General features: G+C 64.6%; 19 protein-coding genes. 8 read left to right on the top strand and 11 right to left on the bottom strand.

All coding sequences use genetic code 11. The features are described from left to right. Positions 1-6 precede the first annotated feature (6 nt). Together ettA and pyrF are read left to right on the top strand one after the other, a co-directional pair. A complete protein-coding gene (gene ettA / locus AC1DMY_RS01285; RefSeq protein WP_441605630.1) occupies positions 7-1668 on the top strand; it encodes an energy-dependent translational throttle protein EttA in 1662 nt (553 codons plus the stop codon). Positions 1669-1842: 174 nt separating this feature from the next. Further along, positions 1843-2655, top strand: a complete 813-nt coding sequence (gene pyrF / locus AC1DMY_RS01280) for an orotidine-5'-phosphate decarboxylase (protein WP_477163241.1) — start codon at positions 1843-1845, stop codon at positions 2653-2655. A 96-nt stretch (positions 2656-2751) separates the two neighbouring features. Here pyrF and AC1DMY_RS01275 read toward each other — a convergent pair whose 3' ends face one another. The 5 genes from AC1DMY_RS01275 to def all read right to left on the bottom strand — a co-directional run bounded on the left by AC1DMY_RS01275 (position 2752) and on the right by def (position 10800). Beyond that, positions 2752-3909 carry an acyltransferase family protein gene (locus AC1DMY_RS01275; protein WP_477163240.1) on the bottom strand — a complete coding sequence of 386 codons (1158 nt, stop codon included), beginning with the start codon at positions 3907-3909 and terminating at the stop codon, positions 2752-2754. Between the two features lie 114 nt (positions 3910-4023). Then, the gene (locus AC1DMY_RS01270) at positions 4024-4803 is read right to left on the bottom strand and encodes an AcvB/VirJ family lysyl-phosphatidylglycerol hydrolase (protein ID WP_477163239.1); all 780 of its coding nucleotides are present in this window, start codon (positions 4801-4803) and stop codon (positions 4024-4026) included. Beyond that, positions 4800-7364: a bifunctional lysylphosphatidylglycerol flippase/synthetase MprF gene (gene mprF / locus AC1DMY_RS01265; RefSeq protein WP_477163238.1), complete on the bottom strand. Its 2565-nt coding sequence runs from the start codon at positions 7362-7364 to the stop codon at positions 4800-4802. The genes AC1DMY_RS01270 and mprF overlap by 4 nt, the downstream gene beginning before the upstream one ends. Before the next feature lie 185 nt (positions 7365-7549). Continuing rightward, a complete protein-coding gene (locus tag AC1DMY_RS01260; protein WP_477163237.1) occupies positions 7550-9550 on the bottom strand; it encodes an OPT family oligopeptide transporter in 2001 nt (666 codons plus the stop codon). 710 nt (positions 9551-10260) lie between these two features. Next, complete coding sequence (gene def / locus AC1DMY_RS01255; protein WP_477163236.1) at positions 10261-10800, bottom strand: peptide deformylase; 540 nt, start codon at positions 10798-10800, stop codon at positions 10261-10263. 207 nt (positions 10801-11007) lie between these two features. Here def and AC1DMY_RS01250 point away from each other — a divergent pair, with 207 nt between their 5' ends. The 3 genes from AC1DMY_RS01250 to AC1DMY_RS01240 all read left to right on the top strand — a co-directional run bounded on the left by AC1DMY_RS01250 (position 11008) and on the right by AC1DMY_RS01240 (position 13943). Then, positions 11008-13083 carry a carbon starvation CstA family protein gene (locus tag AC1DMY_RS01250; protein ID WP_477163235.1) on the top strand — a complete coding sequence of 692 codons (2076 nt, stop codon included), beginning with the start codon at positions 11008-11010 and terminating at the stop codon, positions 13081-13083. A gap of 11 nt (positions 13084-13094) precedes the next feature. Continuing rightward, positions 13095-13289, top strand: a complete 195-nt coding sequence (locus AC1DMY_RS01245) for a YbdD/YjiX family protein (RefSeq protein WP_477163234.1) — start codon at positions 13095-13097, stop codon at positions 13287-13289. A 141-nt stretch (positions 13290-13430) separates the two neighbouring features. Beyond that, the gene (locus tag AC1DMY_RS01240) at positions 13431-13943 is read left to right on the top strand and encodes a DUF2127 domain-containing protein (protein WP_477163233.1); all 513 of its coding nucleotides are present in this window, start codon (positions 13431-13433) and stop codon (positions 13941-13943) included. Between the two features lie 108 nt (positions 13944-14051). Here the strand turns inward: AC1DMY_RS01240 and AC1DMY_RS01235 are convergent, their stop codons facing one another. The 6 genes from AC1DMY_RS01235 to xerD form a co-directional block, all read right to left on the bottom strand. Next, positions 14052-14951, bottom strand: a complete 900-nt coding sequence (locus tag AC1DMY_RS01235; RefSeq protein ID WP_477163232.1) for a DMT family transporter — start codon at positions 14949-14951, stop codon at positions 14052-14054. After that, positions 14948-15853, bottom strand: coding sequence for a glycosyltransferase family 2 protein (locus AC1DMY_RS01230; RefSeq protein WP_477164170.1), 906 nt, complete (start codon positions 15851-15853; stop codon positions 14948-14950). Before AC1DMY_RS01230 ends, AC1DMY_RS01235 begins: the two co-directional genes overlap by 4 nt. A 140-nt stretch (positions 15854-15993) precedes the next feature. Next, positions 15994-16740: a hypothetical protein gene (locus AC1DMY_RS01225; protein ID WP_477163231.1), complete on the bottom strand. Its 747-nt coding sequence runs from the start codon at positions 16738-16740 to the stop codon at positions 15994-15996. Positions 16741-16779: 39 nt separating this feature from the next. Next, on the bottom strand, positions 16780-20640 hold the full coding sequence (gene purL / locus AC1DMY_RS01220) for a phosphoribosylformylglycinamidine synthase (protein WP_477163230.1): 3861 nt from the start codon (positions 20638-20640) through the stop codon (positions 16780-16782). A gap of 183 nt (positions 20641-20823) precedes the next feature. Next, the gene (locus tag AC1DMY_RS01215) at positions 20824-21603 is read right to left on the bottom strand and encodes a DsbC family protein (protein WP_477164169.1); all 780 of its coding nucleotides are present in this window, start codon (positions 21601-21603) and stop codon (positions 20824-20826) included. A gap of 109 nt (positions 21604-21712) precedes the next feature. Continuing rightward, positions 21713-22624 (bottom strand): site-specific tyrosine recombinase XerD, encoded by a 912-nt coding sequence (gene xerD, locus AC1DMY_RS01210; protein ID WP_477163229.1) that lies wholly within the window; start codon positions 22622-22624, stop codon positions 21713-21715. Positions 22625-22687: 63 nt separating this feature from the next. Here xerD and AC1DMY_RS01205 point away from each other — a divergent pair, with 63 nt between their 5' ends. The 3 genes from AC1DMY_RS01205 to AC1DMY_RS01195 all read left to right on the top strand — a co-directional run bounded on the left by AC1DMY_RS01205 (position 22688) and on the right by AC1DMY_RS01195 (position 25324). Continuing rightward, complete coding sequence (locus AC1DMY_RS01205) at positions 22688-23182, top strand: RDD family protein (RefSeq protein WP_477163228.1); 495 nt, start codon at positions 22688-22690, stop codon at positions 23180-23182. A gap of 46 nt (positions 23183-23228) precedes the next feature. Then, positions 23229-23972: a class I SAM-dependent methyltransferase gene (locus AC1DMY_RS01200; protein ID WP_477163227.1), complete on the top strand. Its 744-nt coding sequence runs from the start codon at positions 23229-23231 to the stop codon at positions 23970-23972. Positions 23973-24070: 98 nt separating this feature from the next. Beyond that, on the top strand, positions 24071-25324 hold the full coding sequence (locus AC1DMY_RS01195) for a polyhydroxyalkanoate depolymerase (RefSeq protein WP_477163226.1): 1254 nt from the start codon (positions 24071-24073) through the stop codon (positions 25322-25324). The last annotated feature ends 41 nt before the right edge of the window (positions 25325-25365 follow it).

Below are 25365 nucleotides of genomic sequence, written 5' to 3'. Positions count from 1 at the left end.
GGTTCCATGCAATACATCTACACCATGAACGGGGTCAGCAAGATCGTTCCCCCGAAGCGCCAGATCATCAAGGACATCTCGCTCAGCTTCTTCCCCGGCGCCAAGATCGGCCTGCTGGGCTTGAACGGCGCGGGCAAGTCGACGGTGCTGAAGATCATGGCCGGCGTGGACACGGACTTCCAGGGCGAAGCCCGCCCACAGCCGGGTATCAAGGTCGGCTATCTGGCGCAGGAACCGCAGCTCGATCCCGAGAAGACCGTGCGCGAAGCGGTCGAGGAAGGCGTGTCGGTGATCCTCGATGCGCAGAAGCGCCTCGACGAGGTCTACGCCGCTTACGCCGAAGAAGGCGCAGATTTCGACAAGCTGGCCAAGGAACAGCAGGAGCTGGAAAACATCCTGGCCGTGAACGACGCGCACGCCCTGGAGCGCCAGCTCGAAGTGGCCGCCGACGCGCTGCGCCTGCCGCCGTGGGATGCCAAGATCGGGCCGCTGTCCGGTGGCGAGAAGCGCCGCGTGGCGCTGTGCCGCCTGCTGCTGTCCAAGCCGGACATGCTGCTGCTCGACGAGCCTACCAACCATTTGGACGCCGAGTCGGTGGATTGGCTGGAGCAGTTCCTGCAGAACTATCCGGGCACCGTGGTGGCGGTCACCCATGATCGCTACTTCCTCGAGCACGCGGCCGAGTGGATTCTCGAACTCGATCGCGGCCGCGGCATTCCGTGGAAGGGCAACTACACCGATTGGCTGGAACAGAAGAGCGAGCGTCTCGCCCGCGAAGAAGCCGCCGAAAAGGGTCGCCAGAAGGCGCTTGCACGCGAGCTGGAGTGGGTGCGTTCAGCGGCCAAGGGCCGTCAGTCCAAGGGCAAGGCGCGTATCAACCGCTTCGAAGAGCTGAACTCGGTCGAGTACCAGAAGCGCAACGAAACCAACGAGCTCTACATCCCGCCGGGCGAACGCCTGGGCCAGGAAGTGATCGAGTTCAAGAACGTGTCCAAGTCCTTCGGCGATCGCCTGCTGATCGACGACTTGTCGATGAAGATTCCGCCGGGCGCCATCGTCGGCGTGATCGGCCCGAACGGCGCCGGCAAGTCGACCCTGTTCAAGCTGATCACCGGCCAGGAAACGCCTGATAGCGGCGAAGTGAAGCTTGGCCACACCGTGCAGCTGGCCTATGTGGACCAGTCGCGCGACAGCCTCGATCCGAACAAGAACGTGTGGCAGGAAGTCTCCGACGGCGCCGACATCATCACCATCGGCCGCTACGAGCTGCAGTCGCGCGCCTATATCGGCCGCTTCAACTTCAAGGGCACCGACCAGCAGAAGATGGTCGGCAGCCTGTCCGGCGGTGAGCGCGGTCGCCTGCACCTGGCCAAGACCCTGATGCAGGGCGGCAACGTGCTGCTGCTCGACGAACCGTCGAACGATCTGGACGTCGAAACGCTGCGCGCACTGGAAGACGCGATGCTGGAATTCCCGGGCTGCGCGATGGTGATCTCACATGACCGCTGGTTCCTCGACCGTATCGCCACGCACATCATCGCGTTCGAAGGCGACTCGCACGTCGAGTTCTTCCCCGGCAACTACAACGAGTACGAAGCCGACAAGAAGCGCCGCCTCGGCGACGAAGCAGCCGGCCCGCATCGCGTGAAGTACAAGAAGCTGGCGTAAGCGAGCTTTGGCTCCCTCTCCCCTTTGGGGAGAGGGTTGGGGTGAGGGGCCACGGCTTGCCACGATCCTCAAAAGAACCCGATTTCAAATCAGCGATACCGCAAGATTGTCCCCTCACCCCTACCCTCTCCCCGGAGGGGAGAGGGAGTGAAAGGCTGCAGCGAGGAGATTCCGATGCACTTCATGCAATCCCTGCAACAGGCATGGGCGGACCATGACTCCCTCGTCTGCGTCGGCCTCGATCCCGAGCCCGCGAAATTTCCCGCGCACCTCAAGGGTCGCCCGGACGCGGTGTTCGAATTCTGCCGCGACATCATCGATGCCACCGCGGATCTCGTCTGCACGTACAAGCCGCAGATCGCGCACTTCGCCGCGCTGCGTGCCGAAGACGCGCTGGAGCGCCTGATCGCGCACATCCACGACAAACACCCCGGCGTACCGGTGATCCTCGACGCCAAGCGTGGCGACATCGGCAGCACAGCGCAGCACTACGCCACCGAGGCATTCGATCGCTATCGCGCCGACGCCGTGACGCTCAACCCCTATATGGGCCGCGATTCCGCCCAGCCGTTTCTCGATCGTGCCGACAAGGGCGTGATCCTGCTGTGCCGTACGTCCAATCCGGGTGGCGCGGATTTCCAGGCGCTCGACTGCGGCGGCCAGCCGCTCTATCTGCGCGTGGCCGAAACCATTGCGCGCGACTGGAACGGCAACGGCAACTGCGCGCTGGTCACCGGCGCCACCTGGCCGGAAGAGCTGGGCAAGGTGCGTAGCATCGTGGGCGACATGCCGCTGTTGGTGCCGGGTATCGGTGCACAGGGTGGCGATGTGGAAGCCGTGCTCAAGCATGGACGCAGCGCCAACGGCCGCGGGCTGATGATCAGTTCTTCGCGTGCGATTCTCTACGCGGGCAATGGCGAGGATTTCGCCCAGGCAGCGCGCGCTGCCGCCATCGAGCTGCGCGATACGATCAATCGTTTCCGCTGACCGACGCCGCTTGCCTTTTGTAGGAGCGCACCCTGTGCGCGACCAGCCTACGAAGTGGGAACGACATGACGCCGCGGTCGCGCACAAGGTGCGCTCCTACAAGGGTGCGCCCTGCACTAGGGCAGACGATCCACCCTCAGGCAACATCCGCTCACGCAACCATCGCTCCGCGGGCGTCGATACCCAACGCTCCATGCACTTGCCCAACAGCCAGCACAGCGGCAGCGCCGGCAGATACCAGAGAAAGCCATAGGCGATGGCCCCGCCCATCGCCTTGTAGATCCGCACCACGCCGTACACCACGAACATGTGAGTGAGGTAGATCTCGTAGCTCAGACGTCCCCAGGAACGCAGCCAGCCCAAACCGCGCCACGCGCCACCACGTGACCATGCACTGGCCAATACCAGGCACAACGCGGAACCGGTGAGCACGAGCATGTAGCTGTCGTGCATCGTCTGCCATAACAGCCTGCCTTCGAACATCACCAGGTACAGACCTACGGCGCCCGCAATGGCCAGCATCCAGACCGCAGCGCGCGACAGGCTGCGCCAACGTTGCACAATCAGCGCACCAAGCACGCCGGCGGCAATCGCCGCCATACCCGGCAGATAAGCCTTCTCCTGCCAGATCTCATTGCCGGCCAACGCGGCGTGTGTCCATGGTAGCGACACCGCCAGTGCGATCAGCATCGGCACCAACACCCAGGTGCGCCGCGTCAGCAGGCAGACGAGTGGAAATCCGATATAGAAGACTTCCTCGATCGACAGTGACCACAGCACGTCCCAGTTGCCCGGCAGATAGCCGGTCATGCCTTCGTACCAATTCAGATGGAAGCCAAGCGCCGACACGATGGCGCGCGGCAACGACTGCCCTTCGCGATCGATCACGTAATCCGGAGCGCCCACCAAATGCAGCAGGCTGAGCACGGCCACCAGCAACAACAAGCAGGGCGCGATGCGCGAAAAACGCCGGGCATAGAATGCACGCAGGTCGATGCCGGCCAGCGAACCACTGCGGCGCAGCGCATTGCTGGTGATGAGAAAGCCCGAGATGACGAAGAAGATGAAGACCGCTTCGTAGCCGTTGAAATTGAGCGCAGTCAGCAACTTCTTCGGCAGCACGTCGAGCAAGGCCGTCTTGCGCAGCGGAATGCGCAGGCCGATGTGGTGCAGCACCACCAGCAGGATGGAGAAGCCACGCAGCAGGTCGATGCCAGTATTGCGTTGAACCTGCGGGCCAGTCGTTGCGTCCATCAACCCCGAACCCTTGCTTGTAGGAGCGCACCCTGTGCGCGAACAAGGCGCGGCAGCGCCTTCGCTTCGCCAAGCCGTCGCGCACAGGGTGCGCTCCCACAAGGTGAGAGGCGTTTACTGTGCCGCCGGCAGATCGTGAATCATCTGCTGCGCCAGGCCCTCATAGTTGTAATCGAAGTGATGGTCACCGGTCTTTTCATAGACCTTGATCCAGCTAGGCAACTTCGGGTCGGCGCACAGCGCGTCGTCCTTGTCCTTGACGCCGTAGTAGCAAACCACCGGCGGGTGATCATTCAATGCTTCAAGCGGCGGCAGGGCGTCGTAGTGCTGCACGGGATTGAGCCACTGGAAGAAGTCCTGGGTGTGCGTCTTCCACCAGCCCTCCTTCATATAGCCTTCCATTTCGATTTCGAAGTTGACGTCGTGACTGGGCGACAGCAAAACCACCTGGGCGATGCGTGCGCGGCCTTCAGGGCTCAACTGGTCGATCACCGAAGGCAGCACGTCGGCGCCGAACGAGAAGCCGATCAGCCATACGCGCTTCTTGCCGGGCTGCGACACTGCATGCGCAATCAAGGCATCCAGATCGACGGCCGACTCCTTCGCCGGGCGATTGCGCCAGTAGTACTGCAGCAGGCTCACCCCCTGCACAGGGATGCCGTGCGAGGCGATGATCTTGCCCAGCGACTGGTCCAGATCGCGCCAGCCGCCGTCGCCGGAATAGAAGATCGCCACCACGTCCTCGCGCCCGGCCAGCGGCGTGACGCCGGCCTGCGCGGGCACCTGCACCAGCGACTCCTGCATGCTGGCGTGATGCCACGGCTGCCAGGCCCACAGGCCTGCGCCCGCGGCAATCAACACAACGAGAGCGAACCACTTCCAGAGTCGTTTCAACGGCGCACCATGCCTGACAGTCCACCCGAAATGAGGCTCGCCACATTGGCAAACACCAGCGGGAGGGCGATGCCGTTGGGCACCGCAAGATAACGAGGCTCCCACACGGGATCGAATTTGTCTTTGTACTTGTGCAGACCGCGGAAGTTGTAGAAGCGCTCGCCGCGACCAAACAGCATCGCGCCCAGGCGGCTCCACAGCGGCGCGCTGCGGCGATTCTGCAGGCCGGAAAACGGCGCCATGCCGAGGTTGAACCAGCGGTAGCCTTCCTGCTTGGACCACTGCATCAGGCTGATGAACAGGAAGTCCATGATGCCGGCGGTGCCGTCAGGTAGATGGCGCATCAGGTCGAGCGAGGCCTCTTCCTTGTTGTCGGTGAGGAATAGATTCGCAAAGGCCACCAGTTCCTCGCCCTGCCACACCAGTGCCATCGGCGTGCGCTCGAGATAGCGCGCATCGAACGTACCCAGCGAGAAACCCTTCTCGCGCACGCCCTTGTCGCGCATCCACGCATCGGAGATCTTTTTAAGCTGCGGGATCAGCGCGGCCACCGCGTCGGCCGGCACGATCTCCATGCGCATGCCCTCGCGCGTGAGCTTGTTGACGGTGTTGCGCAGCACCTTCTTGGACTTGCCGTCGAGGTTGAAGCCGGCCAGTTCGACGCGGGCCTCTTCACCGATCTTGAGGAAGTTCATGCCCACTTCCAGGTACAGGTCCAGATCGTCCTGCCGCACCTGGTAGAACAGCGGCCAGCCGCCGGCGCGCTCGCACTGGTCGCGGAAGGTCCACACCAGTTCGCGGCGTGCCTCTTCATCCTCGCCCACCGGGTCGCCCATGGCCACCCAGCTACGGCCTTCCACGTCGTACATGATGAAGGCGCGGTTGTCGGCATCGAACAGTAGGGTCTTGTCCGCCATGAGGGCGAGATGCGCCTGGGCGGAGTTGTAGTTCTTGATCAGCGGCAGCGCGCGCTGCAGGTCGTCTTCATTGGGAAGATGCAGATCCGGCCGCACCGGGCGTATCAGGTTGGCCAGTGCAAACAACAGGCCCGCGGTGGTGGCACCCACCAGCGCGCGCAGCGCGCGCGGCGCACCGCCGTGATAGAAGCTGAATTCCCACCACAGGTTGTTGCTGTATTCGACGTGCTTGTAGCTGAAGCCGACCAGCCAGCCGGCACAGCCGAGCACGGCCACGATGGCGATGATCCAGCCCCACGAGAAGCTCGCGCTGAACATGGACGCGCGGCGATAGAACAACTTATGCGCCGGCGCCAGCGCGAGCGCCAGCACCGACAGCAGCGTGGCTTCTTCGTAGTCGATGCCCTTGAGCAGGGACAGCACCGCGCCCAGCACCAGCAGGATCAGCGTGAGCACATAGGCCGCATCGAGACGCCGCTGCAGACCGCGCGCAAGAATCAGCAACATCATGCCGACGACGCTGGAAAGGAAGTGGGACACTTCCAGCACGGCCAGCGGCAACACGTCGCGCAAGATGGCCATGCGCGTCGGCAGCGCCGAGGTCGCACCCGAGAACAGCAACACCGCACCCGACACCAGCGTCAGACCCGCGAAGAACGGCGGCAGCAAGCCGGTGAACCACGGCGCCAGCAAGGTCTTTTGGCGCAGGCCACGCGCCTCGCGCCACAGCACGACCACGGTCGCCGCGAACAGCGGCAGGAAATAATAGATAAGGCGATACGCCGCCAGCGCGCCGAGGATGGGCGCTTCCAGGCCCTGGTTTCCTTCGGCGCCGAAGCCGGCCAGCATCACCGCCTCGAACACGCCCAGGCCGCCGGGCACATGACTGATCAGGCCGGCGATCTGCGCCAGCACGAAGATCGCAAGGAAATGCCCGAAGCCCGTGTCCACTTGATTGGGCATCAGCAGATACAGCACGTAGGCGGCCAGACCCCAATCCACCGCGCCCACCAGCACCTGCCGCGTGGCGACCAAGGTAGTCGGCAGGCTCAGGCGCCATCGCCAAATACGCAATGGACGTCCAAGCAGGCGATTGCCCACGATCCACAGCAACGGGATCAGGGTGAGCACCGCGGCCACCGGAATGCGCCAACTGGCCAGCGGCAATGACGGTGGAATCGGCACCAGCAGCAAGGTGACGCCGGTGAGCGCGCACAGCCCCAGCCAGAAACTGAGCGTGCAATACACCACGACCTTCGCCACCTCGGCGGTGGAAAGGCCGGCCTGGATGTAGAAGCGGTAGCGGATGGAACCGGAGATCAGCAGGGCCATGCCCAGCGCATTGCTGAAGGCGTAGCTGATGAAGGAGATCAGGCTGACCTGCGGGCCCGGCAATCGCTTGCCGATGTACTTCAGCCCGAACCAGTCGTAGAGAATCATCACGCCGTAGCTGCCGGCGGTGAGCAGCACGGCCAGGGCGACGCGGTAGTTCTCCAGTCCGTGGACGTAGCGTGCCACCTCGCGGTAGCTCACCTCGCTGGCCAGGCGGTGCAGCGCCCAAAGCGCCAGGCACAGCATGGCCACCGAAAGCAGCGGACCGGCAAGCCTGCGCAGCCTGGCCATCAGGCCAGGGCGTGCAAGCATTTCACCGGAAATCGGGGCTTGTGCCCCTGTCTGCTCCACCACGCGTTTACCGCCTCCACATGACCATCGCGCAAGATATTCGCGACCGTCTAGGATAGCCGGTCAACGTGCACTTCTGTTCGATCGTGGCATGCAGGCATGACATTCGGTCGCGCCCGCTTCAGGCAGGTCGCGACCGTGTGATTTCAGGACTTGTTGCTGGCCAACCCATTGGCCATGCGGGCGATCCAGCGGTATAGCACCAGCACGATCAGCGCGAAGGCGATGCCGCCGATCCACTGGGCCGCATTGCCGAAGTCCTCGCCCACCAGCGCCAGCGGCGCGCCCTTACCCGAAAGACCGACGATGAAGGCGATCACCACGCCGATCACGCTCTCGCCCACGATCAGGCCGGAGGCGAGCAACACACCGAGCTGCTTGGTGGTTTCGGGCCTCTTCGAACGATCGGCGCGACGGTCGAAATACCAGCCGACCACCGAACCCACCACCACCATCAGCGTGCTGACCGTGGGAAGGTAGATGCCCAGGCCCACCGCCAGCGGCGGTATGCGCATGTGCTTGGTGGTACGCGCCAGGATCTCGTCGACGATGATGATCGCCACGCCGATCCAGATGCCGGTGATGATCAGGCTCCAGTCGATATTGCCGGTGATCACACCGTTCGCCAGGGCCGAGATAAGACCGGCCTGCGGCGCCGGCAGCGCATGCGCACCGACGCCCGCCACGCCCACGAATCCGTAAGCTTTATTGAGCATGTCGAGCACCGGCGGAATCACCGCTGCGCCCGCAATGACGCCGATCACCAGCGCAACCTGCTGGCGCCACGGCGTGGCATCCACCAGCTGGCCGGTCTTGAGATCCTGCAGGTTGTTGTTGGCGATGGCCGCCACGGTGAACACCACCGCGGTGATGAACAGCGCAAACGCCACCAGCGCCTTGCCCTCTTCAGGACCCACGTATGGCTTCACGAACGCCACCAGCAGCAAGGCGGCCGCGATCACCACCAGGATGCCCACGCCCGACAGCGGGCTGTTGGACGAACCGATCAGGCCAGCCATGTAGCCGCACACGGTCGAAACGAAGAAGCCCATCAGCACCACGAAGGCCACGCCGCCGATGGCGAGCACGCCGACATGGGCACCCAGGCCGCTGATCTCACCGAAATAACCGAGCAGCCAGGCGATCGGAACGAAACAGGCCAGCGTGATCAGGCCCACGATGCCGATCGGGATGTCGCGCTCGGTGCGCGGCAGCGAGTCGGCATTGCCGGCCTTGCGCACTTTGGAGGCGGCTACGGCCGAGGTCAGGCCGCTGATCACCGGCTTCACCAGTTTGGCCAGCGTCCAGATGGCCGACACGCCGATGGCGCCCGCGCCGACGAAACGGACCTTGTGGCTCCAGGTGCCATTGGCCAGATCCGCCACCGACGCACTCATGTCGCCCAGCAGCGAGTAATGCGGCACACCCCAGCCCCAGCCGATGATCGCGCCGATCAGCATCGCGATACCCACCGACAGGCCCACCAGGTGGCCGATGGCGAACAGCGCGAAGGAAAGATTGAAGTCGAAGCCGCTGACCGAACCCTTGTCGCCCACGCGGAAATAGCGCACGAAATCGCTGGCGAACACCTGCGTGGCCACGATCACCGCAAACACTGCGGAAACGATGGAGCCCCAAAGCACGGCGAGCAGACCCGCACGGCCTTCTTCCACGCTGCCGGCGTCAGCATCATCGCCACTGCCGACCTTCAGCACCTCGGCGCAAGCCAGGCCTTCTGGATACGGCAGGTCGGAGGTCGTCACCAGCGCGCGGCGCAGCGGGATCGAATACATCACGCCCAGGATGCCGCCCAAGGCGCACACGGCGAACGAGGTCCAGAACGGAAAGCCGGTCCACCAGCCGATCATGATCATGCCCGGGAGCACGAAGATGATCGAAGACAACGTGCCCGCCGCCGAAGCGATGGTCTGCACGATGTTGTTTTCCTGGATGGTGGAATCCTTGAACCCGCGCAACAGGGCCATGGAAATCACCGCCGCGGGAATCGAGGTGGCGAACGTGAGGCCAGCCTTGAGGCCAAAGAAGACGTTGGCGGCAGTGAACACCACCGTGATGATCACGCCCAGGATGAGACCGCGAACGGTCAGCTCTTTGCGATTTTCGGTTTGGGAAAGATTGCCGCTCACGAAAGTCGTCCGGTCATGTGATGGGTCCCCTGATGGCCACCTGAGGCGGCGTGGCGTGAATAGACGGCCCGCCAGGAGGCGGGTCAGCGCGTAGGGTTGCCGGATTTGGGGGGATACGCAACGGGTTGATGGGTTTTGCTGGCCTTGGGCAGAGAATGGCCCTGCCGCCTATGCCCCGTCAGCCGACCCCATGGCGCCCCATGGCCGCACATGGCCCATCGGATTCCGCGCTTGCCGATTGTCTGTGGGAGCGCACCCTGTGCGCGACAGCCACGCTAGGTGTATCGCTCCGTAGGTTTGTCGCGCACAGGGTGCGCTCCCACAGAAAGCCGCTCCGCGCCGAATCATTACGACCGCGAGGACAGGCTCGGCTTTAGTTCTTGATGTGGCTCTTGATCCCCGGGGGGCCCTGCTCTTGGGTTGTTTTCTCTTGGGCAAGCAAGAGAAAGTGGCCCGGCCTTCCCCGAGAGGGGACTAGCTTCGCGTCGCCGGCAGGAGGACGAAGCCCGCGGCAGGCGGCCAGGTCGCCGTATGGCGACGATCCAGCGCAAAGTCACTGGATGACCAGCCATTCGGCTGTTGAAAGGCGCCTCCTGCCTTCGCAGGAATGACGAGCAAAAACAGACAGTGGCGCTGCCACGCGATGAGGCTAGGCTGACCCCTCACCCCAACCCTCTAACCGCAGGGGAGAGGGAGAAAAAAGCTGGGCCTCACTCATCCGCCCCCGGATCCATCCCCGGAAACAACACCTCGGTATACCCAAACTTGCTGAAATCCGTGATCCGCGAGGGATACAACCGCCCGATCAGGTGATCGCACTCATGCTGCACCACGCGCGCATGAAACCCTTCGGCGTTGCGATCAATCTGCACACCGTACGGATCGATCCCTTGATAACGGATCAACGAATACCGGCTCACCGCACCGCGCAGGCCGGGAACCGACAGACAACCCTCCCAGCCCTCCTCCATGTCATGCGACAGCGGCGTGATCACCGGATTGAGCAAGATGGTGCGCGGTACCGCCGGGGCATCGGGATAGCGCTCCGACTGGTCGAAGCCGAAAATCACCAACTGCAGGTCCACCCCGATTTGCGGTGCAGCAAGACCCACGCCGCCGGCATCGTGCATGGTGTCGAACATGTCGGCGATCAGCGCATCGAGCTCCGCGCTGCCGATCATGCCGTCGGGCACCGGCGGGGCCACCCGCAACAGCCGTGGGTCGCCCATCTTCAGGATCTCGCGGATCATGGAAAAAACCTCGCCTCGTCATCAATTCAGCAAGGCCGCGCGCGGCGGCTGGCAGACCGCCAGTGTACGCGCCGGCCAGGATGCTCGCGCATCCACGATCCCCTGCGCCCATTCGACCAATGGCTAATGCGGGGCGACGCAATATGTTGTTGACCCCCGCCTCCCCCGGGACGAACCTTGCGGGGGACTTCCCAGGAGCCAACGCGAATGTCGACCGTCGCCGTCAAACCAAGTCCTGCAGGGAAGATCCTGTGGGCCGCCATCGCCATCGTCGGCGCCTGGTGCCTGGGGGTGGTCGCGCTGCGCCGCGGCGAACCGATCAACGCCATCTGGCTGGTGGCCGCGGCGATTGCCGTGTTCGTGATCGGCTACCGCTTCTACAGCAAGTTCATCAACGACAAAGTGCTGCGCATGGACCCGAGCCGGGCCACGCCCGCCGTGCTGCGCAACGATGGCCTCGACTATGTGCCCACCGACAAGTGGGTTGTGTTCGGACACCACTTCGCGGCGATCGCTGGCGCAGGTCCACTGGTTGGCCCGGTGCTGGCGGCGCAGATGGGGTATTTGCCCGGCACGCTGTGGATCCTGTTCGGCGTGGTGTTCGCCGGCGCCGTGCAGGACTTCATGATCCTGGGCCTGTCGGTGAGACGCGATGGCCGCTCGCTGGGCAATATGCTGCGCGACGAACTCGGGCCAACTGCCGGCGTAGTTGCCATGTTCGGCGTGCTGGTGCTGATGATGATCGTGCTGGCGGTGCTGGCGCTGGTGGTGGTCAAGGCGCTGACGCACAGTCCCTGGGGCACGTTTACCGTGGCGGCGACCATTCCGATCGCCTTGCTGATGGGCATCTATCTGCGCTGGCTGCGGCCGGGCAAGATTCTCGAAGTGTCGATCATCGGCCTGATCCTGCTGCTGACTTCGATCTGGTTCGGTGCACACGTGGCGGCCTCGCCGACCTGGTCGGCGGTGTTCGATTTCGATGCCAAGTCGCTGGCCTGGCTGCTGATCGCCTACGGCTTCTGCGCCTCGGTGTTGCCGGTGTGGCTGTTGCTGGCGCCGCGCGACTACCTCTCCACCTTCCTCAAGATCGGCACCATCATGCTGCTGGCGCTGGCCATCTTCCTGGCTGCGCCCACGCTGCAGATGCCGGCCGTGACCAAGTTCATCGACGGCACCGGCCCGGTGTTCCAGGGCAACCTGTTCCCGTTCCTGTTCATCACCATCGCCTGCGGCGCGGTGTCGGGCTGGCATTCGATCATTGCCTCGGGCACCACGCCCAAGCTGATCGCCAATGAAGGCCAGGCGCGCATGATCGGCTACGGCGGCATGTTGATGGAGGCCTTCGTGGCCATCATGGCGCTCATCGCAGCCGCTTCGCTGCATCCGGGCGTGTACTTCGCGATGAACTCGCCAGCCGCGTTGATCGGCACCACCGCGCAGTCAGCCGCCACCGCGATCAGCCAGTGGGGCTTCGTGGTGACGCCGGACGAGCTGCTCAACACCGCCAAGAACATCGGCGAGACGACCATCCTCAGCCGCGCCGGTGGAGCACCGACGCTGGCGGTGGGCATGGCCCAGCTGCTGCACGGCATCGTCCCGGGCGAAGGCATGATGGCGTTCTGGTACCACTACGCCATTCTGTTCGAAGCGCTGTTCATCCTGACCACCGTGGATGCGGGTACGCGTGTGGGCCGCTTCATGATCCAGGAGATCGCCGGCCTCATCTACAAACCGCTGCAACACACCGAATCGTGGACCGGCAACCTGCTCGCCACCGCCATCTGCGTGGGCTTGTGGGGCTACTTTCTGTACCAGGGCGCGGTCGATCCACTGGGCGGCATCAACACACTATGGCCGTTGTTCGGCATCGCGAACCAGATGCTGGCGGCAGTGGCATTGATGCTCGCCACGGTGGTGACGGTGAAGCTCAAGCGCGAACGCTACGTGCTGGTGCCGGGCATTCCGGCGATCTGGCTGGTGGTGTGCACGCTCACCGCGGGTTGGGAGAAACTCAGCGGTCCGATCAGCTTCACGGCGGCGGCGCAGAAATACGCTCAGGCCATCACCGACGGCAAACTCCTGGCGCCGGCCAAAACGGCGGAGGAAATGCAGCGCATCGTCACCAACAACTATGTCGACGCCGCGCTCACCGGCATCTTCATGCTGCTGATCCTGACCATGGTCGCCTTCACCATCCGGGCCATGGTCAGGGCCTGGGGCATCAACCATCCCACCGCGCACGAAGAGCCGTACGTCGCGCTGGGTACCGTGCCCAGCCGTTGAGGGCTGCCATCATGAAAATGGATCTGCAGGCGATCCGGAAGTGGGCGGTGCAAACTGCCCGCCTCTGCTGCGGCGTTCCCGACTACGACGTGTACGTGAAGCATCTGCGCGAGCATCACCCGGATCGCGCCGTGCCCAGCTACAAGGAGTTTTTCAGGGAGCGGCAAATTGCCCGCTACAAGGGAACCGGCGGGCGCTGCTGCTAGGCTGAGAGCGGTCGGAGCCTCCCAAAGGCCGTGCCCCGCCGGGGCATGGCCTTTCTCGTCTCTGAACGGGGCTGGGCATCCGGTGCCCTAGCCTTCATCATCCCGCACAGATCCTGGCCGCTTGCCACTGCACGACTCCCGATGACCAAACACCACCACCCCCGTCTGCAACCTTCGTCGGAGATCGAGGCCCAACACAGCCTCGGCCTGCGCATCATCGCCATCTACAAGGGCGTGAAGACGGTGTGCCTGATCCTCGTGGCGATTTTCGCGTTTCACCTGGATCGCGAGCAGAACTTCGAAAAACTGGTGCACTGGCTGGAGCACCTGTCGCTGACTGACAGCAACGGCCTGCGCTGGCGCTTGGTGGAGCTGCTGCAATCGCTGGGGCCGAGCAAGTTTGTCGCCATTGGCCTGGTGGCGCTCGCCTATGCCGCCATCTTCGCCACCGAAGGCACCGGCCTATGGCTGCGCAAGCACTGGGCCGAATGGTTCACGGTGATCGCCACCGGCTCGCTGATTCCACTGGAGCTGTACGAGACGATCCACAAGTTTGGCTGGCTCAAGCTGGGTGCACTGATCGCCAATATCGCCATCGTGATCTATCTGGTGCGACTTGCGCTGCAGCCGCATCCGGCGAAGCGCAAGGACTAAAAGGGCGACACCGGTGGGAGCGCACCCTGTGCGCGACAAACCTACGAAGCGATAACGTCCCAGCGCCGCAGTCGCGCACAGGGTGCGCTCCCACAGAACTGAGGGCGCTCAAACCTCGTGGTGCAACCCTTCCGCCTTAACCGCACTGCTCCGCGGCGCCAGCTCCACCAGGTACATCGCCGCCAGCACCAGCGCACCGCCAGCAAGCATCCGCCAGGTCAGCGCGTCATGGCCGAAGGTGACTGCAAAGCCCGCCGCAAACACCGGTTCCAGCGTCATCACGATGGCCGCACGCGTTGGCGAGAGATGCGCCTGCGCCCAGGTCTGCACCAGCATGGCGCCCGCGCCGGCCGCCAGCGCCATGTAGACCACAGCGGCCCACGCACCGAGGTCGGGCGGCAGCGATGGACCGGAGGGCAAGGTCGCCAGCAGGCAGATCAGGGCAATCACGATCATCTGCACGGTCGACAAGGCGAACGCGCTGCCGGGGCGCGACCACGTTCCCAGGCCCACGATGTGCAGGCCATACAGCGCCGCCGAAGCGAGCGTGAGCCACACACCGTAACCGACGCTCAAGCCATGCAGGGCGAGCAGTCCCAGACCGCCGACTGAAAGCAGCACGGCAATCCAGGTGACCGAGGGCAAGCGCTGGCGCAGCAGCACCGTGCCGAGCAAGGGCGTGAACACCACATACATGCCGGTGACGAAGCCGCTGATGCTCGCCGACGTGTGTTCGAGGCCTGAGGTCTGCAATAGCTGCGCAATGCCATAGATTGCGCCGAGCGCGCTGCCCTGCCACCACTCGCGCCGACTGAGCCGCAGCAACGGGCGGTGAAACAACGCAGCCATGGCCAGCGCCGCCATCAGAAAGCGCACGGCCAGGAAATCGGCCACCGGCATGCGCGCCACCAGATCCTTGATCAGGAAAAAGGTGGAACCCCAGATGGCGGTGACTGAAACCAGACCCAGCGTGGCCCAGGTCGCGGTTCGCGATGCGCGCGCCGTCACGCGGCTTCCTGCGATCGCTTGCGCCGCGCCAGTCGCCACAGCTGCCCGGGAATCTGCAGCAGGAAGTGCGTCCAGATGCCTAGCCAGACCACGCCGGCAATCCACGGCTTGCGCGCGTCCGGATCGAACTTGCGGAACCAGCGCCACATGCCGCGATGCTTGTACTTGCTCACGAACACCGGGCGGTGACGGCTCGAGCTGCCTTTGCCGTGCAGCACGTGCACGTCGCCCGCCAGCATCACGTGATAACCGGCATCGCGCACGCGGCGGCACAGGTCCAGGTCTTCGCAATGCAGGAAATAGGCCTCGTCGAAACCGGCGAGATAGTTGAACACGCGCCGCGGCATCAGCATCAACGCACCCGATACCGCCTCGGCCTCGACCAGGCTATCCGGCATTGGGCCTTCGATGTTGATGCCTTCGCCGGCGCGGTGGAACAGCGTATTCAACGCACGACGCAGCAGTGGATCGCGACGATAGGAGGCCGGATCGGGCGTACCGTTTTCGTCGCATACCACCGCGCCGATCACGCCCGCGCGCGGATGCGAGGCCAGCATCTCGACCAGGCGCTGCAGCGTCTCGTTGTCGATCAGGCAATCGGGATTGAGCACCAGCAGCGACTTGCCGTGCGACTGCGCCGCACCGCGGTTTACCGCCGGGCCGAAACCCAGGTTGGCATGGTTGTAGACCACGCGCAGCCGCGCATCGCTCTCGTGCGCGCGCGCAATCGCCTGCGGAATGCCGTCGGAGGAGGCGTTGTCCACCAGCACCAATTCCAGCGGCAACTCGCACGCCAGCACGCGCCGCACGCAATCGCGCAGGCTGGGACCACTGTCGGCGGCCACCACGATCACACTGACCGGCAACACGGAGGACAAGGAAGAAGGTGCGTCGGTAGTCACAGTCACAAGTATGCGTTGTCCGGAGCTAGATTGAGTGACTGAAAGTGTTCCGAAGGTTCACGCAGGCCGCGGTGGGCGCGCTTACTCCGGAGCAACTGTGAAGTGTATGTCGAGACGGGCCGGCAGATGAAACGGAATGACTACGGTCGCGGCAGCTGCCCCAGCACTTCATGCAGGGGCGCCGGTGCAGCGTCGCTGCCTGCGGCCAGCCAAGGCTGGTCGCCCTCCCAGCCGCTCAGTTGCCAGCCGCTCAGCCGGTGCGTGCGCTGGCTTTGCCGGTCCCACAGGATCTCGCCGCGGCCGCCCGGCAGGTTGGCCGCAAACCAGCGGCCGCCGGGACTACTGCAGTAGCGCGGGCTCGCCTTGTCGATCACCTGGCCCTGGGCGAACACGTAGCGCCCTCGTCCCTCGCCGGTCGCTTCGAATCGCACGGTGCCGCTGGCATCAACGAATTCCGCCGCCGCCAGCTGCCAGTCCGCCCGGGTCAATTCGATGATGTGCGCGGGCGGACCCACGGGCGCCATCGCCAGCTCGCTCCACTCAGGCGACGCCTTCGCCGTCGGCGTGCGTTGCACGCGATGGTCGAGCAGCGACTCCATCAGCACCACCAGCGAGAAGCCCACCAGGGCGCCAAGCAGGGCCGCGCCCCAGGCCATCAGATCGCCGCCCAAGGCGCGCTGCACCGCGAACAACAAGCCTGGCAAACCCCAGCGCAAGGCACGTCGGCACAACTCGGCAGAGCGCGCAACGCGCCGGTCGAACCACACCGCGCCGAGCACAGACAACAACAGCAGCGGCAAGCCCAACCACCAGGGCAACAGCGCCATCACGCCTGCCCAGGCGAGCCCCGGAAGTACCCTCGACAACCAACGGTCGACGGCAGCCACGCTAGACCCTCAACGCAGGTCTAGCGCGGCCGGAACACATCAGCCGCACCACACCCGTGCGTTGCGGAACATGCGCATCCACGGCGAATCCTCGCCCCACTTTTCCGGATGCCAGCTCATCAGCACGCTGCGGAACACGCGTTCCGGATGCGGCATCATGATCGTCACGCGTCCCTCGGCAGCCGTGAAACCGGTGAGACCGCCCGGCGAACCGTTCGGGTTCAGCGGATAGTCTTCGGTCGGCTTGCCGCGGTTATCCACATAACGCAGCGCCGCGCCGGCCTTGGACGGACTGCAGCTATACGGGAAGCTCACGCGGCCTTCGCCGTGCGCCACCGCCACCGGGATGCGCGAGCCGGCCATGCCCTTGAAGAAGATGCTCGGCGAATCGAGCACTTCCACGGTGGCCAGACGAGCCTCGTACTGCTCCGACGCGTTGCGCAGGAACTTCGGCCAGTGCTGCGCACCGGGGATGATGTCCTTGAGCTGGCCCATCATCTGGCAGCCGTTGCAGACGCCGAGCGCGAAACGCGAGGTATCGGCAAAGAACGTGCTGAATTCCGCGCGCAGGTATTCGTTGTAGAGAATGGACGTGGCCCAGCCGCGGCCCGCACCCAGCACGTCGCCATACGAGAAACCGCCGCATGCCGCAAAGCCGCGGAAGTCGGCCAGCTTGATGCGGCCGCTCGCAAGGTCGGACATATGGACGTCCACCGCATCGAAGCCCGCACGCGTAAACGCCGCCGCCATTTCGACCTGGCCATTGACGCCCTGCTCGCGCAGCACGGCCACGCGCGGGCGTGCGCCCTTGGCGATGTACGGCGCAGCGATGTCGTCGGACGGCTCGAAGCTCAGCTTCGGGTGGATGCCCGGATCGGAGTCGTCCAGGCGCCAGGCGTTTTCAGCATCGGCCGAAGCCGGGTTGTCGCGCAGGCGCTGCATGGCGTAGCTGGTTTCGTTCCACGCTTCGAACAGCGTGCGCCAGTTCCACTTGAACATGGTATCGCCGTTGTGGAACAGCTTGATGCCGAGCTTTTCCTTAGGACGGCCAATGCGGTACGCCATGCTGGTCAGGCCATGCTTGACCAGCAGCGCCTCGAAGGCTTCGCGATTGGCCGAGGCCACCTGCATGACCGCGCCCAGCTCCTCGTTGAACAGCGCGCGCAGCGTCGCTTCCGCCCAGCCGTCCAGCTGAATCTCCAGACCGCAGTGACCGGCGAACGCCATCTCCAGCAAGGTCACGATGACGCCGCCGTCGGAACGGTCGTGATAGGCCAGCAACAGGCCGTTGGCGTTCGCTTCCTGCACTAGGTCGAACAACGACTTCAGGCGCTTGGCATCGTCCAGATCCGGCGGCACGCCGCCGCCGCGATTGAACACCTGGGTCAGCGCGGAACCGCCGAGGCGATCGCGGCAGGCGCCGAGATCCAGCAGCCAGAGTTCGGAATCGCCGCGATCCAGCCGCAGCTGCGGCGTGAGCGTGCGGCGCACGTCGGTGACGCGCGCGAAGCCGGTGATGACCAGCGACACCGGCGACACGGTGGACTGCATGGTGTCGCCATCCTTCCAGATCGTCTGCATGGACAGCGAGTCCTTGCCGACCGGGATCGAGATGTCGAGCTCCGGGCACAATTCCATGCCCACGGCCTTCACCGCGTCAAACAGTGCCGCATCTTCGCCGGGGAAGTTCACCGCCGCCTGCCAGTTGGCCGACAAACGGATTTCGCCCAGCGAGGCGATCGGTGCGGCGGCGAGATTGGTGATCGCTTCGCCCACGGCAAGGCGGGCGGCGTCCGGGCTGCTCAGCAACGCCACGGGTGCGCGCTCGGCCATCGCCATCGCCTCACCGGTGTAGCTGTCGAAATCGGTGACAGTGACCGCGCAATCGGCCACCGGCACCTGCCAGGGACCGACCATCGGATCGCGCACATTGAGGCCACCGACGGTGCGGTCGCCAATGGTGATGAGGAAGCTCTTGCTGCCCACCGTGGGCAGGCGCAGCACGCGCATCAGCGCTTCGTCCATGCTGATGCCGGCCAGATCGGGCAGCAGATCCACGCGCGGCTTCAGACGCTTGGCATCGCGATGCATGCGCGGCGGCTTGCCGAACAGCACATCCATCGGCAGGTCGATCACCAGCGTGTCGGTGCGCGGATCGTGCACCACCAGGCGACGCTCAGCCGTGGCATCGCCGACCACCGCATAGGGGCAACGCTCGCGCTTGCAGTAGGCCTCGAATTCGGCGAGATCTTCCGGCCCGATCGCGAGCACGTAGCGCTCCTGCGACTCGTTGCTCCACACCTGCATCGGCGACAGCGACGGGTCGTCGCACGGAATCGTGGAAAGGTCGATGCGACCGCCCACGCCCGCGTCGTTGAGCAACTCGGGAATGGCGTTCGAAAGACCGCCTGCGCCTACGTCGTGCACGCTGACGATGGGGTTCTTGTCGCCACGCGCCCAGCAGCTGTCGATCACCTGCTGCGCGCGACGCTCCATCTCGGCGTTGTCGCGCTGCACGGAAGCGAAATCCAGCTCCTTGCTCGACGTGCCCGAAGCCACCGACGAGGCAGCGCCGCCGCCCAGGCCGATCAGCATGGCCGGGCCACCGAGCACGATCACCTTGTTGCCCGGCTGCACGTCGCGCTTCTGCACGTGGTCGGCTCGGATATTGGCCAGACCGCCGGCGATCATGATCGGCTTGTCGTAGCCGCGACGCACGCCCGCTTCACCGGTTTCGTGCTCGTACGTGCGGAAGTAACCGCCCAGCGCCGGACGGCCGAATTCGTTGTTGAATGCAGCAGCGCCCAGCGGGCCGTCGCGCATGATTTCGAAGGCGGTCGCCATATGCGGCGGCAGCGGGCGATCCACTTCCCACGGTCGCGGCAAGCCGGGAATGCGCAGGTCGGAGACGGAGAAACCGGTCAGGCCAGCCTTGGGCTTGGCGCCACGGCCGGTAGCGCCTTCATCGCGGATTTCGCCGCCGGCGCCGGTAGCCGCACCCGGCCACGGCGCAATGGCCGTGGGATGGTTGTGCGTTTCCACCTTGATTGCGTAGTCGATGCGTTCCGGATGCGCGCGCCACACACCATCCTGATCGGTGAAGAAGCGCTTGCCTTCGGAGCCTTCGATCACCGCCGCGTTGTCCTTATAGGCAGACAGCGTATGAGCCGGCGAATGCTGGTGGGTGTTCTTGATCATGCCGAACAGGCTCTTGTCCTGAGCCTCGCCATCGAGCGTCCAACTGGCGTTGAACACCTTGTGGCGGCAGTGCTCGGAATTGGCCTGCGCGAACATGAAGAGTTCGGCGTCAGTCGGGTTGCGGCCCAGTTCGGCGTAGCGCGCGACCAGGTATTCGATCTCGTCGTCGGCCAGCGCCAGGCCCAGTTCCCGGTTGGCCACGTCCAGCGCGGCCTTGGGTTCGCCGCCCAACTCGATGTAGACCACCGGACCGGGCTGGCCGCCGAGGAACAGGCTGTGCGCCTGGCTCAGATCGGTCAGCACCGACTGCGTCATGGCGTCATGCAACACGGCAACGACGGCGTCGTACTGCGCGCTGCCAATGGCCGGCAGACTGGCAACCTGCCATGCGACGCCACGCTCGACGCGGCGCACATCGAAGCCAGCGCCATGCAGGATATCGGTGGCCTTGCTGGACCACGGCGAGATCGTGCCCAGGCGCGGAACCACCCATAGCGAGGCGTGTTCGGGCTTGCCTTCCTTGGCCTCCAGCACTTCCAGCAGGCGGCGATGCTGCTCGCCCTCTGGCGCGCGGTCGGCGTCGATGAAATAAATGAACCACGACGCCTGCACACGGGTGCCACGGTGAATGGCTTCCAGGCGTGCGTTCAGACGTTCAAGGCGAAAAGGGGAGAGGGCGCTCTGCCCGTCGAGTGCGATCATGCGGGGACAGGAGGTAGGCGAAAACGCTGATTGTACCTCATCGCGCATCAACACTGCCGCGACGCAGCATCGCGACTGTTCGGGCGACGCTGGCACTCCAACGCCGCCCAGTCATGCTAACTCAATGAATCTACTGCCAATTGACGCATGCCGGGGGCGTAAAGCCGCACCGGTCGCCGGACATCAACCGCCGGACTTAAGCGCCTGCAGCAGCTGCTCGGGCGTCACATAGCCCCCGATCATCGAGCCATCGGCCGCAATGATGGTGGGCGTGCCGGACACGCCGAGCTTCACGCCCAGCTCGAACTCGTCCTTCACCGGGTTCGGACAGTTGGTGGCCTTGGGCGCCTTGCCCTGCTTGGCTGAGGTGAACGCGGCCTTGCGGTCGCTGGCGCACCACACCGAGACCATCTCGTTATAGGTGGGCGTGGTACGGCCTGCCTCGTTGATGACGCCTTCGCGCGGCCAGGCAACGTACTCCACCGCGATGCCGGCCTTGTTGAAATCGGCCATGTGTTCATGCAGCTGGCGGCAATAAGCGCAATTGACGTCGGTGAACACGGTGACGCGATAGCGCGGATTTTCCGGCGCGAACACGATGCGGTCGGCCTCGGGCACCTTGGCCAGCTCGGCCTTGCGGAACTCGGACCAGCCATCCTCAGTGATGTTCTTTTTCCTGCCCAGGTCGATCAGGTCGCCATTGAGCATGTATTTGCCGTCGCTGGACACATAGACCAGATGCCCCGAGGCGATGACCTGATAAAAGCCCTGCATCGGCGCCGGGCGAATCGAGTCGATGCTCGCGTTGGGCACCAGCCCTTGCACGGCACGGCGGATGGCGGCATCCGATCCAGCGGCGACAGCGGTGGTCGCACCGGCCGCGCCATTCGTGCCGTCCGGCGCGGCGCAGGCGTTGAGTGCCAATCCACCGACGCACAGCGCCAGCAACCATTTCTTGAACATCGCAGACCTCGTGGACATGCATTTCCCCGTGGGGGAAACGTGGGGGAGAGCCATTCTCGCACAGGCGCCTGAACGCGGATGCGGGCCGTTTGGCACTGCCGCGGCTCGGTCAGCCGCGCGGATGGTGCTGGGCGTGCAGCCGCTTGAGACCTTCCTTGGCGACCAGCGTATAAATCTGCGTCGTGCTCAGCGCGCTATGGCCCAGCAGCATCTGCAGCGCGCGCAAGTCGGCGCCGTGATTGAGCAGGTGGGTGGCGAAGGAATGCCGCAGCACATGCGGCGAAATGCGCTTGGAGACGATGCCCACCTGCACGGCGTAGCGCTTCACCAGGGTCCAGAACATCTGCCGCGTCATGCCCTCGCCGCGGTTGCTGAGAAACAGCGCAACCGGCTGGCGTCCGCGTGCCAGCGTGGGGCGCGCCGTTGCCAGGTAGGCCTCGATGCGCTCCGCCGCCACTTCACCGATGGGCACCAGGCGATCCTTGCCGCCCTTGCCGGTCACCCGCACCACGCCCTGGCGCAGGTTGAGCGAAGCCAGCGGCAACTCCACCAGTTCGGACACGCGCAAGCCCGAGGCATACATCAGTTCCAGCATCGCCCGATCGCGCAAACCCAGGGTCGTGTCCAGATCCGGCGCATCCAGCAAACCCTCGATCTCGCGCTCGGCCAAGGCCTTGGGCAGGCTGCGCGGCATCTTGGGACGCTCGATCAACAGCGTGGGATCGTCGAAACCCGGTTCGGTGCGCACGATATGAGCGTAGTAGCGACGAAACGCCGACTGCCGACGTGCCAGCGAACGTACCGCCACCGGCTGGCTGCCGTGATAGGCGGACAGGTGATGACGCTGCGCACTGCGCAAGCTCTGGCCCTGCGTGCCCAGCCAGCGCGCGAGACTCTCCAGATCACTGCGGTACGCCTCCAGCGTGCGGTCGGACAGTCCATCTTCGGACCACACGCGCTCGATGAAGGCATCGATGCTGCGGCGGTCGGCTTCGGCGATACTGGGTTCTTCTTGCTGCATGGACGCGATGCTGGCTGCCCGCCTCGCCACGTGCAAGCGTTCCTTATGCAGGCTGCCGTTTCGATGACTTCCAGCACCGCCACCGATATCTATTGCCCGCTGTGGCGCCGCCTGTTCGCCCTGCTCTACGACCTGCTGGCGGTGGTGGCGATCGTGATGGTGGTGGGCTATGTGTGCCAGCGCGTCACCGGCGGCACCTTGATCAGCACCGATGGACACGCTCATATCGCGTGGTGGTATCAGCCGCTGCAGGCGCTGGTGGTGTCGGCTTATTTCATCGCGTCGTGGCTGCGTGGCGGACGCACGTTGGGTATGCGTCCGTGGCGTATCCGCGTCAGTAACGAGCAAGGTCTTGGCATCACGCTGCCCCAGGCACTTGTTCGCTTGCTCGTGGCGGCAGCGCCCATGAGCTTGCTCGTGCTGGCGCCGTGGATCGGCACCAAGGCGGCACTGTGGGCAATGGCTATCGCATGGTTGGTGTGGTTTGGCGTAGCTATTTTCGATCCGCGTCGACGAGCTTTCCACGATGTGATCGCGCGCACGGTTTTGCGCAGGTAAGGAAAGCTTCACATGAAAGTGAAGTAGTTTCGGGCAACACTGTTACATGCCCTCGCTTGCCTTACCCCGTCGCGACGCCACTGAGCTAAAACGCATCAATCAGGCGTTCTACGACTCGCTGTGGTCGGGCTCGCGACTGGTCGATCCCAGCCGCTTCAATACCTGGCCGATGGTGCGCGAGCTGGCCATGGCGCTGCCGCGCCGGCTGGAAGTGGCACCGGGCCTGCGCCCGCGCCTGCCGATCGATGGCAGCTATTTCGTCGACATCAGCACGGCCGCGCTGGGCGAACTGCGCTCGCACGGTGCCAGCGCCGCGCGCGCCAACATCAGCGCCCTGCCCTGCGCCGACGCCAGCTTCGACCTGGTCTGTGCGCTGGACATCCTTGAGCACGTGCTGGACGACGACAAGGCGCTGCGCGAGCTTTCCCGCGTTGCAGCACCCGACGCCCGCATGCTGCTGTCGGTACCGCTGCACGAATCGGCCTGGACCGAGTTCGACGAGTTCGTCGGCCACTACCGTCGCTACGAGCCGGCCCAGATCCTGCGCAAGCTCGAGTCGCACGGCTGGACCATCGAGCAAAGCGCCATCTACGGCATGCAGCCCACTTCCAAAACCTTGCTGGGCCTGGGCCAGTGGTACCTCACGCACCAGCGCGAGCGCGCGCTGTGGTGGTACAACCGCGTGATCATGCCGCTGGGCCTGCGCATGCAGAAGCCGCTGCGCTGGCAGCGCGGCATGCCCGACTGCGACGGCGTGGACGAATTACTGCTGCTTTGCCGCCGCGCGTAAGCACCTGATTCACCAGGATTGAGACAATGCGGCGGCGCAGCACGACTGCGCCAAACCGGGTAAGATGGTTTTCTCTGACGCTTCCCGGTTCCACCCCGATGCTTTATCAGATCCATGAGTGGCAGCGCGCTTTCCTTGGCCCGCTGAGCCACTACGCCGAGGCCAGCGCCAAGCTGCTGAGCGACATCACCAGCCCGTTCTCGCACCTCCCGGGAGCGCCGCGCATGGCGGCCGGCTACGAGCTGCTGCACCGTCTGGGCAAGGAATACGAGAAGCCCGCGTTCAACATCCCGCAGGTGACGGCGCACGGTCAGGAAATTGCCGTGATCGAGCGCGTGATGCTGGACAAGCCGTTCTGCCAGCTCAAGCGCTTCAAGCGCTTCAGCGACGATCCGGAAACCATCGAGAAATTGAAGAACGACCCGACCGTGCTGGTCGTGGCGCCGCTCTCCGGCCACCACGCCACGCTGCTGCGCGATACGGTGAAGACCCTGCTGCAGGACCACAAGGTGTACATCACCGACTGGGTCGACGCACGCATGGTGCCGACCAGCGCAGGGCCGTTCCATCTCGACGACTACGTGGCGTACATCGAGGAATTCATCCGGCATATCGGCGCCGAGCGCGTGCACGTCATTTCGGTATGCCAGCCGACCGTGCCGGTGCTTGCCGCGGTCTCCCTGATGGCGGCGCGCGGCGAAGCCACGCCGCTGAGCATGACCATGATGGGCGGCCCGATCGAGCCGCGCAGCAATCCGACCGGCGTCAACAACCTCGCCACCACGCGACCGCTCAGCTGGTTCCGCGGCAACCTGATCCACACCGTGCCGCCGAACTATCCGGGCACCGGCCGCGAGGTTTACCCCGGCTTCCTGCAGCACGCCGGGTTCATCGCGATGAACCCGGGCCGCCACCTCAATTCGCATTGGGACTTCTACGAGAACTTGCGTCGCGGCGATCAGGATGACGCCGAAGCGCACCGCAAGTTCTACGACGAATACAACGCCGTGCTCGACATGCCGGCCGAGTATTACCTCGACACCATCGCCACTGTGTTCCAGCAGTTCCTGCTGCCGCGCGGGCTGTGGGATGTCTCCGGCGAACGCGTGAAGCCCGCAGCGATCACCAAGACCGCGCTGTTCACCGTCGAAGGCGAACTGGACGACATCGCCGGCCTCGGCCAGACCGAAGCGGCGCATGACCTGTGCAGCGGAATTCCCGCCGACCGACGCGAGCACCGCGTGGTGGAAGGCGCTGGCCACTACGGCATTTTCAGCGGGCGGCGTTGGCGCCAGACGGTGTATCCGCAGGTGCGGGAGTTTATTCGCAAGTTTGATAAGCGGGCTGCCTAAGCCTGCTTTATGCCTCTCTCCCGACCTGGGAGAGGGCTCTG

Source organism: Dyella sp. 01L423, assembly GCF_056399945.1.
Note: the sequence above shows the minus strand (reverse complement) of the source record. Positions and strands in the feature narration are given on the sequence as shown.

What these genes read in the sequence shown, in the direction of transcription:
- ettA (WP_441605630.1), top strand. Translation starts at nt 7, where the DNA reads ATGCAATACATCTACACCATGAACGGGGTCAGCAAGATCGTTCCCCCG.
- pyrF (WP_477163241.1), top strand. Translation starts at nt 1,843, where the DNA reads ATGCACTTCATGCAATCCCTGCAACAGGCATGGGCGGACCATGACTCC.
- AC1DMY_RS01275 (WP_477163240.1), bottom strand. Translation starts at nt 3,909, where the DNA reads ATGGACGCAACGACTGGCCCGCAGGTTCAACGCAATACTGGCATCGAC.
- mprF (WP_477163238.1), bottom strand. Translation starts at nt 7,364, where the DNA reads ATGCTTGCACGCCCTGGCCTGATGGCCAGGCTGCGCAGGCTTGCCGGT.
- def (WP_477163236.1), bottom strand. Translation starts at nt 10,800, where the DNA reads ATGATCCGCGAGATCCTGAAGATGGGCGACCCACGGCTGTTGCGGGTG.
- AC1DMY_RS01250 (WP_477163235.1), top strand. Translation starts at nt 11,008, where the DNA reads ATGTCGACCGTCGCCGTCAAACCAAGTCCTGCAGGGAAGATCCTGTGG.
- AC1DMY_RS01245 (WP_477163234.1), top strand. Translation starts at nt 13,095, where the DNA reads ATGAAAATGGATCTGCAGGCGATCCGGAAGTGGGCGGTGCAAACTGCC.
- AC1DMY_RS01240 (WP_477163233.1), top strand. Translation starts at nt 13,431, where the DNA reads ATGACCAAACACCACCACCCCCGTCTGCAACCTTCGTCGGAGATCGAG.
- purL (WP_477163230.1), bottom strand. Translation starts at nt 20,640, where the DNA reads ATGATCGCACTCGACGGGCAGAGCGCCCTCTCCCCTTTTCGCCTTGAA.
- AC1DMY_RS01215 (WP_477164169.1), bottom strand. Translation starts at nt 21,603, where the DNA reads ATGTTCAAGAAATGGTTGCTGGCGCTGTGCGTCGGTGGATTGGCACTC.
- xerD (WP_477163229.1), bottom strand. Translation starts at nt 22,624, where the DNA reads ATGCAGCAAGAAGAACCCAGTATCGCCGAAGCCGACCGCCGCAGCATC.
- AC1DMY_RS01205 (WP_477163228.1), top strand. Translation starts at nt 22,688, where the DNA reads ATGACTTCCAGCACCGCCACCGATATCTATTGCCCGCTGTGGCGCCGC.
- AC1DMY_RS01200 (WP_477163227.1), top strand. Translation starts at nt 23,229, where the DNA reads ATGCCCTCGCTTGCCTTACCCCGTCGCGACGCCACTGAGCTAAAACGC.
- AC1DMY_RS01195 (WP_477163226.1), top strand. Translation starts at nt 24,071, where the DNA reads ATGCTTTATCAGATCCATGAGTGGCAGCGCGCTTTCCTTGGCCCGCTG.